11 protein-coding genes are annotated in these 11,858 nt (G+C 72.3%); all 11 read left to right on the top strand.

The features are described from left to right. Positions 1 to 33: 33 nt before the first annotated feature. Entirely contained in the window at positions 34 to 885 is an 852-nt protein-coding gene (locus tag E1286_RS05835) for a dihydroorotate dehydrogenase electron transfer subunit (RefSeq protein WP_187368122.1), read from the top strand. Continuing rightward, positions 875 to 1,852: a dihydroorotate dehydrogenase gene (locus E1286_RS05830; protein WP_132609448.1), complete on the top strand. Its 978-nt coding sequence runs from the start codon at positions 875 to 877 to the stop codon at positions 1,850 to 1,852. The genes E1286_RS05835 and E1286_RS05830 overlap by 11 nt, the downstream gene beginning before the upstream one ends. A 25-nt stretch (positions 1,853 to 1,877) precedes the next feature. Next, positions 1,878 to 2,570, top strand: a complete 693-nt coding sequence (pyrF, locus tag E1286_RS05825) for an orotidine-5'-phosphate decarboxylase (protein WP_132609446.1) — start codon at positions 1,878 to 1,880, stop codon at positions 2,568 to 2,570. Positions 2,571 to 2,945: 375 nt separating this feature from the next. Continuing rightward, positions 2,946 to 4,703 (top strand): glycoside hydrolase family 15 protein, encoded by a 1,758-nt coding sequence (locus E1286_RS05820; RefSeq protein ID WP_223189575.1) that lies wholly within the window; start codon positions 2,946 to 2,948, stop codon positions 4,701 to 4,703. Between the two features lie 426 nt (positions 4,704 to 5,129). After that, a complete protein-coding gene (gene mihF / locus E1286_RS05815; RefSeq protein ID WP_132609442.1) occupies positions 5,130 to 5,453 on the top strand; it encodes an integration host factor, actinobacterial type in 324 nt (107 codons plus the stop codon). Positions 5,454 to 5,496: 43 nt separating this feature from the next. Continuing rightward, the gene (gmk, locus tag E1286_RS05810) at positions 5,497 to 6,162 is read left to right on the top strand and encodes a guanylate kinase (RefSeq protein WP_187368121.1); all 666 of its coding nucleotides are present in this window, start codon (positions 5,497 to 5,499) and stop codon (positions 6,160 to 6,162) included. A 5-nt stretch (positions 6,163 to 6,167) separates the two neighbouring features. After that, on the top strand, positions 6,168 to 6,437 hold the full coding sequence (rpoZ, locus tag E1286_RS05805; protein ID WP_043638590.1) for a DNA-directed RNA polymerase subunit omega: 270 nt from the start codon (positions 6,168 to 6,170) through the stop codon (positions 6,435 to 6,437). Positions 6,438 to 6,445: 8 nt separating this feature from the next. Next, positions 6,446 to 7,657, top strand: a complete 1,212-nt coding sequence (coaBC, locus tag E1286_RS05800) for a bifunctional phosphopantothenoylcysteine decarboxylase/phosphopantothenate--cysteine ligase CoaBC (protein ID WP_132609440.1) — start codon at positions 6,446 to 6,448, stop codon at positions 7,655 to 7,657. 125 nt (positions 7,658 to 7,782) lie between these two features. Then, entirely contained in the window at positions 7,783 to 8,145 is a 363-nt protein-coding gene (locus E1286_RS05795; protein WP_165969595.1) for a hypothetical protein, read from the top strand. Positions 8,146 to 8,273: 128 nt separating this feature from the next. Further along, the gene (gene metK, locus E1286_RS05790) at positions 8,274 to 9,461 is read left to right on the top strand and encodes a methionine adenosyltransferase (protein WP_132609438.1); all 1,188 of its coding nucleotides are present in this window, start codon (positions 8,274 to 8,276) and stop codon (positions 9,459 to 9,461) included. A 136-nt stretch (positions 9,462 to 9,597) separates the two neighbouring features. Beyond that, positions 9,598 to 11,850: a primosomal protein N' gene (locus tag E1286_RS05785; protein WP_132609436.1), complete on the top strand. Its 2,253-nt coding sequence runs from the start codon at positions 9,598 to 9,600 to the stop codon at positions 11,848 to 11,850. The last annotated feature ends 8 nt before the right edge of the window (positions 11,851 to 11,858 follow it).

Genomic DNA, 11,858 nt, shown 5'->3' with positions numbered 1-11,858 from the left:
CACGGGAGGTGAAGACGACTGGCCGGTACACCGGTGCAGGTGACGGGCACGGTGCTGACGACGCGCCGGGTCGACGCCTACCATGCGCTGACGGTAGTGGCGCCCGGCATCGCCGAGCGTTACCGGCCCGGTCACTTCGTCTCGGTGGCGGTCGGCGGGCCCCACACGTCGATGGTGACGCGCCGTGCGCTGTCCATCCACGACGTGAAGGCCGACTACGGCGGCACGGTCGAGCTCGTCTTCACCATGCGCGGCCCCGGCACGGCCTGGCTGGCCGAGCGGCGCGCCCGTGACACGCTCGACCTGGTCGGGCCGCTCGGGCGGCCGTTCCCGCTGCCCCGCGACCCCGCCCACTGCGTGCTGGTCGGCTCCGAGTACGGCTCCGCCGTGCTCTTCCCGCTGGCCGACGCGCTGCTGGCGCGGGGCTGCCGGGTCGACTTCGTGCTCGGCGGCGCCGGGGCGGAGCGGGTGTTCGGGGCGATGCGGGCACGCCGGATGGCCACGACGACCACGCTGACCACCGAGGACGGCTCGCTCGGCCTGCGCGGCAAGGTCACCGACGCGCTGCCGTCGGTGATCGCCGACACGCGGGCCGACGCGGTCTACGCGTGCGCGCCGATGGAGACGCTGCGGGCGGTGACGGCGGTGGCGATGGAGTTCGACATCCCGGTGCAGGTGGCGGTGGAGGAGTCGATGGCCTGCGGGATCGGCGTCTGCATGACCTGCGTGCTTCCGGTCATCGGCGATGACGGGGCCACCAGGATGGTCCGGGCGTGCGCCGAGGGGCCGGTGTTCCGCGGGGAGCGGGTGCGTTTCGAGGACGTGGGGACGATCCCGTTCGACGCGCTCGGCGCCCCCGGAGGCGGTGTGCGACATGTCGGTTGATATGAGGACATTTCTGGCGCACGTGGAGCTGGCGAACCCGGTCACCACGGCCGCCGGCTGCGCCTCCTCCGGCCGGGAGCTCGCGCAGTTCTTCGACCTGCACCGGCTCGGCGCGCTGACCACCCGCTCGATCACCATGGCGCCGCGCGCCGGCCGGCCCACGCCGCGCATGGCCGAGACGCCCTCCGGCATGCTCAACGCCGTCGGGCTGCAGGGGCCGGGCATCGACGCGTTCCTGGAGCGCGAGCTGCCCTGGCTGGCCCAGCGCGGCATCAAGACCATCGTCTCGATCGGCGGCGGCACCGTCGCCGAGTACTCCGAGCTGGCCCGCAGGCTCGCCGACGCGCCCGGGGTGACCGCGCTGGAGGTCAACCTTTCCTGCCCGAACATGGAGGATCGCGGGCGCGTGTTCGCGCGCGAGGGCAGCGCCGCCGCCGAGGTGATCGCCTCCGTACGCTCGATCATGCGCTACGACGTGCCGGTCGTCGCCAAGCTCGCGCCCGACGTGGCCGACATCGTCGCCGTCGCGCGGGCCTGCGTGGACGCCGGGGCCGACGCGCTGTCCATGATCAACAATCCGCTGGGCATGGCCATCGACACCGAGGCGCTGCGGCCCTCGCTCGCCGCCGTCACCGGCGGCCTGTCGGGGCCGGCCATCCTGCCGCTGGCCGTACGGTGTGTCTGGCAGGTCCACGCCGCCCTCCCCGGGGTGCCGCTCATCGGCATCGGCGGCGTGATGAGCGGCCGCGACGCCTTCCAGCTCGTCCTCGCGGGCGCCTGCGTGGTCGGCGTCGGCACGGCGCTGTTCCACGACCCGTACGCCTGCCTGCGCATCGAACGCGAGCTGGAGGACCTGCTGAGGGCCCGCGGCTTCCAGCGCCTGGCCGACGCCGTCGGCCTGGCGCATCGCCCGCCGGGGAGCGCGCCCCGGCACCTGTTGGTAGACACCGAGGAGAGCACGCCTTGACTCCCGAATCCCAGGAGCGCACCTGTTGACCCCCGCACCCATCGCCGTCGCTCTCGACGCCCCCGACCTGGAGACCGCCGCCCAATGGGCCGCCCTGGTCACACCGCACGTCAGCACGGTCAAGGTGGGGCTGGAGCTCTACCTGCGCTACGGCCCCGACGTGATCGCCTCCGTGCGGGGGGCCAGCGGCGTCGCCGTTTTCCTGGACCTGAAGCTGCACGACATCCCCAACACCGTCGCCGGGGCCTCCCGGGCGGTGGCGCGGCTGCGGCCGTCCATCCTCACCGTGCACGCCGCCGGTGGGCCCGCCATGATCAGGGCCGCGGTGGAGGCCGCGCCGCACACCCGGATCGCCGCCGTGACCATCCTGACCTCCCTGTCGGAGTCCGACCTCGGCCGTATCGGCATCGCCGGGCCGGCCGACGACGCCGTACGCCGCCTGTCCGCCCTGTCGGTCGAGGCGGGCGCCACGGCGCTGGTGTGCTCGCCCAACGAGGTGTCGGCGGTGCGCGCCGAGGTGGGCGACGGGATCACGCTCATCACGCCCGGCGTGCGTCCCAAGGGGACCGACGCGCAGGACCAGATGCGGGTGGCCACCCCGGAGCAGGCCCTGGCCGACGGGGCCGATCTGCTCGTCATCGGCCGTCCCATCACCGCCGCCCCCGATCCAGGCGCCGCCGCGGCGGCCATCGCCGCCTCCCTGCGCCGCGCCTCCTGACCGCCACCGCAGTCATATTCGCCTGTCCAAGCAGGTGGACAGGTCGAGCGGACCGAGGAGGGCCTGGAGCGCTACGGCGGCCTCGGCATCGCGCGCGAGGACGGGAGGGGCGCCACAGGGCCGCCGCCGCGAACCTGGACCGCTTCGGCGCGCCCGCCGCCCTGTCCGGCCGCGTCGGCCGCGACACGGGCCCGGCTCGACGGTCCGGCGTCGGCATGTGCCCGCAGTCCGTCACGCCGATGCTGCCGGCGGAGGGCGTGGTCGACGCACCACGGATCGCACCCGGCATGACGGGGCCGTCCAGGCATTCGATCGTTTGGCCGAGGCTTTGCGCCGGTGACGGCGCTCCGCGATGACGCGGGGTAGAGGATTGAGGTGCGGATCGAGGACTACGCCCTCATCGGGGACACGCGGTCGGCGGCCCTCGTCGGTCGCGACGGATCGATCGACTGGCTCTGTCTTCCCCGCTTCGACTCGCCCGCGTGTTTCGCCAAGCTCCTCGGCGACGCGTCCAACGGGTTCTGGCGGCTGGCCCCCGCCGGGCACGAGACGGCCACGCGGCGCGCGTACGTCGACGACACGCTGATCCTCGAGACCGTGTGGGAGACCGCCACCGGGACCGTCAAGGTCATCGACTTCATGCCTCCCCGGCACACCAACCCCGACCTGGTGCGGATCGTGGAGGGCGTGTCCGGGACGGTGGACATGTCCGTAGAGATCAGTATCCGGTTCGACTACGGCAGGATCGTGCCGTGGAGCCGTCTCATCGACGGCCACCTCCACGCCGTCGGCGGGCCCGACTCGATCTGGATCCACGCGCCCGTCCCCCTGCGGGGCGACGGCCACCGGCATTCCGGCACCTTCACGATCGCCGCGGGGGAACGCCGGGCGTTCGTGTTCGCGTGGCAGCCCTCGCACCTGCCGAAGCCCGACCACATGGATCCCAGTGATCAGCTCAGCAAGACCAGGATGTTCTGGGAGGAATGGGTCTCCCACTGCCAGGCCACAGGCCCCTGGCGCGGCGCCGTGGTCCGTTCCCTCATCACGCTCAAGGCGCTCACCTACAGCCCGACCGGCGGCATCGTGGCGGCGCCCACCACGTCGCTGCCCGAGCACATCGGCGGCGTACGCAACTGGGACTACCGGTACTGCTGGCTGCGCGACGCCGCCATGACCCTCGACGCCCTGTCCAGGGCCGGATACGTCGGCGAGGCCGGTGCCTGGCTGGACTGGCTGCTCCGCGCCGTGGCGGGCCGCCCTGAGGACCTCCAGGTCACGTACGGAGTGGCGGGCGAGAGGCGGCTCCCGGAGCAGACGCTGGACTGGCTTTCCGGTTACGAGGGCTCCCGCCCGGTGCGGATCGGCAACGACGCCGTCAGCCAGCTCCAGCTCGACGTCTACGGCCAGGCGCTCGGCTGCATCTACCGGGCCCGCAAGCACGGGATGCCGCCGCCCGACAGCTACGCCTGGTCCACCGTCCGCAAGCTGATGGACTTCATCGAGCGCAGCTGGGACCAGCCCGACGAGGGTCTGTGGGAGATCCGCGGCCGGCGGCGGCATTTCGTCCATTCCAAGGTCATGGTGTGGGCGGCGGCCGACCATGTGGTGCGGGCCGTCGAGGAGTTCGGCCGCACCGGGCCCGTCGAGCGCTGGCGCGCCTTCCGGCAACGGATCCACGCCGAGGTCTGCGACAAGGGCTTCGACGCCGAGCGCGGCACGTTCACCCAGTCGTACGGCTCGCGCGAGCTTGACGCGGCGCTGCTCCTCATCCCGATCGTCGGCTTCCTGCCGCCGGAGGACCCGCGGGTCGTCGGCACGGTCGACGCCATCCAGCGCGAGCTGACGACGGACGGTCTCCTGCTGCGCTATCCGACCTCCGAGCACAACGACATCGACGGGCTCCCCGGCACCGAGGGCGCCTTCCTCGCGGGCAGCTTCTGGCTGGCCGAGGCGCTCGCCCTCCTCGGACGCAAGGACGAGGCCACGGAGCTGTTCGAACGGCTGCTGGGCCTCACCAACGACGTGGGCCTGCTCGCCGAGGAGTACGACCCCGTGCGGGAGCGCCAGCTGGGCAATTTCCCGCAGGCGTTCACACACGTCCACCTGATCCACACGGCCCAGGCGCTCAGCTAGCCCGAGGCCGTCACGAAGCGTGACGCGGGAAGCCGGGACGGCGGTCTTCTCCGGGCATCGCGACGGCGCCGTGGAGGCGGCGCCGCGGAGACCGGGAAAGGGCCCGCGCACAAGATCATAAGGTATCCGTGAGGCGTGTCGCACGCGATCTTCGATCGGGTTTCGGCCCAGGTCTGGACGGGGTTTCGGACATGGGGAGCCGCCAGTGGCGCGATCATCGTCGCACTTCACGGCGCCGGCGCGAGCCGGCGTGCGAAGGGGGAAGTGAGGGCGATTTGATCAGCAGAAGGTGATTTTACGATCACGCACAGTGATGAAGTGGATTTTGTCGCGAGAGAAACCGCTCTTGACGTTGCTTAGGGGGCGATGACCAGCTAGTTTCCCTTCCCGTCCGAGTACATCGACAGAAATTCGAGGTGACCCGGCGTGGCTCTTCCTCCCCTGACCCCCGAGCAGCGCGCCGCAGCCCTGGAGAAGGCTGCAAAGGCCCGTAAAGAGCGTGCCGAGGTCAAGAACCGGCTCAAGCATGGCGCGGTTTCTCTGGCTGAGGTGCTCAAGGATGGGCAGGCCGACGACGTCATCGGCAAGATGAAGGTGTCGGCTTTGTTGGAATCGCTCCCTGGCGTCGGCAAGGTCCGCGCCAAGCAGCTCATGGAGCGGCTCGCCATCGCCGAGTCCCGCCGCGTGCGGGGCCTCGGCGCGAACCAGCGGGCCGCCCTCGAGCGCGAGTTCGGTGGCAACGAGAGCTAGTCTCTGTTCCACACGAAAGCGCAGGTTCAACGGGGGGTAGGAAGTGACCGAGAGGTCCTGGTCCGGCGACGTCAGTGCCCATGAGGCGCTCGGATCAGGAGCGGAGGACGACTTCCTGCCCTTGAGCGAGCGGCGGCTGACGGTCCTGTCAGGGCCGTCAGGCGTCGGCAAGTCCACGGTCGTCGCCGAGCTCCGGCGGGCACACCCCGAGGTGTGGCTGTCGGTCTCGGTGACCACCAGGAGACCCCGGCCCGGCGAGGTCAACGGGGTCCACTACTTCTTCGTCGACGGCGAGGAGTTCGACCGGCTGGTCGAGGCGGGCGAGCTGCTGGAGTGGGCGGAGTTCGCGGGCAACCGCTACGGCACCCCGCGCGAGGCGGTGCTGAAGAAGCTCGCCGACGGCGTCCCGACGCTGCTCGAGATCGACCTCGAGGGCGCCAGGCAGGTACGCAGGAGCATGCCGGAGGCGCTGCTGGTGTTCCTGGCCCCGCCGAGCTGGGAGGAGCTGGAGAAGCGGCTGCGCGGGCGCGGCACCGAGCCTGAGGACGTCATCGCGCGCCGGTTGGAGGCCGGGCGGATCGAGATGGCCGCCGAGGGCGAATTCGACCTCACCTTGGTCAACACAAGCGTCCAAGACGTGTGTCACCGGCTGATAGCCTTGATGACTGACCCTCAGGGGGTCACGACAACCACCAACCGAGAGGTCTGACAATCGTGGCAGGCACCACCCCGGCCGCGGAGGGCATCACCAACCCGCCGATCGACGCGCTGCTCGACATCGTCGACAGCAAATACTCACTGGTGATCATGGGTGCCAAGCGCGCCCGCCAGATCAACGCCTACTACTCCCAGCTCGGCGAGGGCCTGCTGGAATACGTCGGGCCGCTGGTCGAGACGCACGCTCAGGAGAAGCCGCTGTCCATCGCACTGCGCGAGGTCTCCGAGGGGCTGCTCAACGCCGAGCCCATCGAAGGCGCGGTCTGACCCCTTCGATGAAGGTCGTCCTGGGCGTCAGCGGCGGCATCGCCGCGTACAAGGCGTGTGAGCTGCTGCGGCTCTTCACCGAATCCGGGCACGAGGTGCGGGTCGTCCCGACCCGCGAGGCCCTCAAGTTCGTGGGCGCGCCCACCTGGGCCGCCCTGTCGGGCAACCCCGTCTCGGCCGAGGTGTGGGACGACGTTCACGAGGTCCCCCATGTGCGGATCGGCAAGGGGGCCGACCTCGTCGTCGTGGCGCCCGCGACCGCCGACGTGCTGGCCAGGGCGGCCCACGGGCTGGCCGGCGACCTGCTGACCAACACGCTGCTGACGGCCACGTGCCCGGTGGTGTTCGCGCCCGCGATGCACACCGAGATGTGGCAGCACCCCGCGACCCGGGCCAACGTCGCGACGCTGCGCGAGCGCGGCGCCGTCGTCATCGACCCCGCCGTGGGGCGCCTCACCGGCGCCGACACCGGCCCCGGGCGGCTGCCCGACCCGGCCGAGATCTTCCAGGTCTGCCTGCGCGTGCTGCGCGGCCGGCCGCTCGACCTCGCCGGGCGCAGGATCGTGGTCTCCGCCGGCGGCACGCGCGAGGCGATCGACCCCGTGCGCTTCATCGGCAATCGTTCCTCCGGCCTGCAGGGCTACGCCCTCGCCCGCACGGCCGTCGCGCGGGGCGCCGAGGTGACCCTCGTGGCGGCCAACGTGACGCTGCCCGACCCCGCCGGCGCCAAGATCGTGCGGGTGGAGTCGACCGCGGACTTGCGCGACGCGGTGCTCGAGGCCTCGGCGGGCGCCGACGCGGTGGTCATGGCCGCCGCGGTAGCCGACTTCCGGCCCGCGACACGCCAGGGCTCCAAGATCAAGAAAACGGACGGCGAGCCCGAGCCCATCCGGCTGGCGAAGAACCCCGACATCCTCGCCGAACTGGGCGAGCGGCGCCGCGCGGCAGGGGCCGCGCGGGCCGGTGCGGAGGGATCCGGCGTGATCGTCGGTTTCGCGGCCGAGACCGACGACGTGCTCGCCAACGGGCAGGCCAAGCTCGCCCGCAAGGGCTGCGACCTGCTCGTGGTCAACCAGGTGGGGGAGGGGCTGGCGTTCGGCACCCCCGACAACGCGGCCACCGTGCTGGTGGCGGGCGGAGAGCCGGTCGAGGTGCCGTTCGGGCCCAAGGAAGACCTGGCCGACGCCGTGTGGGACCTCGTGGCCGCTCGCCTTTCCTGACACGTCCGATATCGATAAACGGACACGCCGCTCATTCAGTGTGCAATCCGTTTATAAGCAGTTACCTGATCACCTGTTGCGACACCCCCGTACGCCTGCGGATACTTGGGGCAAAGGGGGATGGAATGCCGGTGGGTTCTGCTGTCAGGGATCGTTGTAGGACGTTGCTCGGCGACCAAGGGGAGATCCACTACGTCTTCCCGGCTTTCTCCGCGGGGCCGGCGGGCTCGGGGAACTTCCTCGTCGTCGTCACCGCCTCGGCCATATCCGTGCTCGCCACCCGGACGCTGCGCGCCGATCGGCCGGTGTCGGTGGTCGCGGAGTTCCCGCGGCACACCAGGCTCGGCCCGATCCGGCCCGGGCCGGTGATCGAGCTCGGCTCGCGGGTGTTCGAGTTCGACGAGGAGTACGCCTCGGTGGTCTCGGCCGCCGACGCGGAGATCTTCGCGCCGGAGAGTCTCCCGCCGGATCCGCTGCCCGAACTGTGATAGGAGACAGTAGGTGGACGGTTTCGCGACTCGGTGCCCGGTAGGGCTAGACTTCGGCCAGGCCCGAGCACGCCCATCCGCCCCGGGCCTAACATTCGTCAGCAGCCGCTGCATGAGGAGCCACTGAGTTGTCACGTCGCCTGTTCACCTCCGAGTCGGTCACAGAGGGCCACCCGGACAAGATCGCCGACCAGATCAGTGACGCGATTCTCGACGCCATGCTCAAGGACGACCCCAAGAGCCGGGTCGCGGTCGAGACGCTGATCACCACCGGCCAGGTCCACGTCGCAGGCGAGGTCACGACCGAGACCTACGTCGACATCCCCGGCGTCATCCGGGAGAAGATCCTGGAGATCGGCTACGACGCCTCCCACAAGGGCTTCGACGGCGCCTCGTGCGGCGTGTCGGTGTCCATCGGAGCGCAGTCGCCCGACATCGCCCAGGGCGTCGACAACGCCTACGAGCACCGCGTCGACGGTGACGACGACGAGCTCGACCGCCAGGGCGCCGGCGACCAGGGCCTCATGTTCGGCTACGCCTGCCGCGAGACCCCCGAGCTGATGCCGCTGCCGATCACGCTGGCCCACCGGCTCGCCCAGCGGCTGTCCGAGGTGCGCAAGACCGGCACGGTGCCCTACCTCCGTCCCGACGGCAAGACCCAGGTGACGATCGAATACGACGGTGACACGCCGATCCGGCTCGACACCGTGGTCGTCTCCACGCAGCACGCGGCCGAGATCGACCTCAAGGAAATGCTGACGCCCGACATCAAGGAGCACGTGGTCGACCCCGTGCTCGCCGACCTCGACCTGCAGACCGAGGGCTACCGCCTGCTGGTCAACCCGACCGGCCGCTTCGAGATCGGCGGCCCGATGGGCGACGCCGGCCTCACCGGCCGCAAGATCATCATCGACACCTACGGCGGCATGGCCCGCCACGGCGGCGGCGCCTTCTCGGGCAAGGACGCGTCCAAGGTCGACCGCTCGGCCGCCTACGCCATGCGCTGGGTCGCCAAGAACGTCGTGGCCGCCGGGCTCGCCGACCGGTGCGAGGTGCAGGTGGCGTACGCGATCGGCAAGGCCGAGCCGGTGGGTCTGTTCGTGGAGTGCTTCGGCACCGAGAAGGTGCCCGTGGAGAAGATCCAGGAGGCCGTGCTCCAGGTGTTCGACCTGCGCCCGGCCGCCATCATCCGCGACCTCGACCTGCTGCGCCCGATCTACTCCGAGACCGCCGCCTACGGCCACTTCGGCCGCGAGGGCTTCTCCTGGGAGTCCACCGACCGCGCCGAGACCCTGCGCAACGCCGCCGGCCTCTGATCGTCCGGCTCCCCCTGCGGGAGCCTCGCCCGACCGGTGCCGCTTCGCCACGACGCGGCACCGGTCTGCGTGTTTCCCGCAGGTGGTCGCCGTGCGCGTGGACGTCGCGGGTGGCGGGGTCTGGTAGACGTTAGGCGTGACCCACTCCTCCGACGACGCCCTCCTGCCGCTCGAAGCCGTGCGGCCCCCGGTGTCGGCGAAGGACACCAGAGGGGCCCCCGTCGCCGCGCCCGAGCGGCCCGTGGCCAGGGTCGTGGTCGACAGCCCGCTCCCGCACCTCGACCGGCCCTTCGACTACCTGGTGCCCGCCACCCTGCACGAGACCGCCGAGCCCGGGGTGCGGGTGCGGCTGCGGTTCGCGGGCAAGCTCGTCGACGGGTTCCTGCTCGAACGTGTCGGCGCGAGCGACCACGAGGGCAAACTGACCCCGCTGGAACGTGTGGTCTCCCCGGAGCGGGTGCTCACCCCGGAGATCGCCGGACTGGCCAGGGCGGTCGCCGACCGGTACGCGGGCACGCTCACCGACGTGCTGCGCCTGGCGATCCCGCCGCGCCACGCCAAGGCCGAAGCCGAACCGGCCCCTGAGCCGTCCGAGGCCGCTCCGGCGGCCGCGAAAGAGGCTTCCCCAGAGCCGGGCCCCTCAGTGGCGAGCGCGTGGGACGCGTACGCCGCCGGGCGGTCGTTCCTGAAGGCGTTGCGCGACGGGCGCGCGCCCCGCGCCGTGTGGTCGGCGCTGCCCGGGGCCAGGGGGTGGGCGACCGAGCTGGCCGAGGCGGTGCTGGCCACCCTCGACGGCGGCAGGGGAGCGGTCGTCGTGGTGCCCGACGGCAAGGACGTCGCGCTGGCCGACGTCGCGTTCGCCCGGATGCTCGGCCCCGGCAGGCACGTTGCGCTCACCGCCGACCTCGGCCCGGCCGAGCGCTACCGGCGGTGGCTGAAGGTGCTGAGAGGCCACGTACGCGCCGTCGTCGGCACCCGTACCGCCATGTTCGCCCCCGTCGCGGATCTCGGCCTGGTGGCCATCTGGGACGACGGCGACGACCTGCACGCCGAACGGCTGGCCCCCTACCCGCACGCCCGCGAGGTGCTCGGGCTGCGCGCCCACCGGGCCGGGGCGGCCATGCTGATCGGCGGCTACGCGCGTACCGCCGAGGCCACCCAGCTCGTCGCGACCGGCTGGGCCCGGCCCATCGTGGCCGCCCGTACGACGATCAGGAGTCTCGCGCCCCGCGTACGCCCCGCGGGAGAGGACGCCGAGCTGGCCAAGGATCAGGCCGCACGGCAGGCCCGGCTGCCCAGCATCGCCTGGCGGGCGCTGCGCCACGGCCTGGAGCGCGGCCCGGTGCTGGTGCAGGTGCCCAGGCGCGGCTACCTGCCCGCCCTGGCCTGCCGCCACTGCCGTACGCCCGCCCGCTGCGTCCTGCCTCCGACCAGGCAGGTCGCGCCTCCGGACGCCGGCTCGGCGATGGCGGGGGCGATCCAGCTGGGCGGCGCGGGGGAGCGGGCGCCGGACGACCAGGACCAGGCCGGCACGCGTGGGAGGGCGGCCGGGTGGCCGGAGGCGCCCGCCGGGATGATGGCGGAGACCCACGCGGTTCCGCCCTCGGGCGAGGGGGAGCCGCGCTGCCACGGGCCACTCGCCCTGAGAGCCGGCCACACGGCCCCCTACTGCCGCTGGTGCGGCCGGGTGGACGCGGCGTGGCGCTGCCCGTCCTGCGGCAGCCCCCGGCTGCGCGCCGTGGTCACCGGCGCCCGCCGTACCGCCGAGGAGCTGGGGCGGGCCTTCCCGTCCGTGCCGGTGCGCACCTCCGGGCGCGACGGCGTCCTCGCGTCGGTTGCCGACGCCCGCGCGCTCGTCGTCGCCACGCCGGGCGCCGAGCCCGTGGCCGAGGGCGGTTACGCGGCGGCCGTGCTGCTCGACGGGTGGGCCCTGCTCGGACGGGCGGACCTGCGGGCGGGCGAGGAGGCGGTGCGCCGGTGGATGAACGCCGCCGCCCTGCTGCGCCCCGCCGCCGAGCTGGTGGTGCTCGGCGACGCCGGGCTGCCCGCCGTACAGGCTCTGATCAGGTGGGATCCGGTCGGTCACGCCGAGCGGGAGCTCGGCGACCGCGCCGAGCTGGGGTTCCCGCCCGCCGTGCGGATGGCCACGCTCACCGGCGCGCCCGCCGCGGTCCGGCAGATGCTCGACGAGGTACGCCTCCCGCCCGAGGCGCAGGTGCTCGGCCCCGTCCCGGTGGACGACTCCGGGCAGGAACGCGCCATGATCCGGATACGCCGGTCGGGCGGCGCAGCCCTGGCCGCCGCGCTCAAAGGGGCCAGCGGGGTGCGTGCGGCGCGCAAGACGCCTGATGTCGTGAGGGTGAGTGTCGACCCCCTCGACCTGATTTAGACCCTTTC

This window comes from Nonomuraea terrae, from assembly GCF_004348995.1.
In the GTDB taxonomy this organism is placed as follows: Bacteria; Actinomycetota; Actinomycetes; order Streptosporangiales; family Streptosporangiaceae; genus Nonomuraea; species Nonomuraea terrae.
The sequence above is the reverse complement of the archived record's forward strand: the minus strand, read 5'-3'. Positions and strand labels throughout refer to the sequence as shown.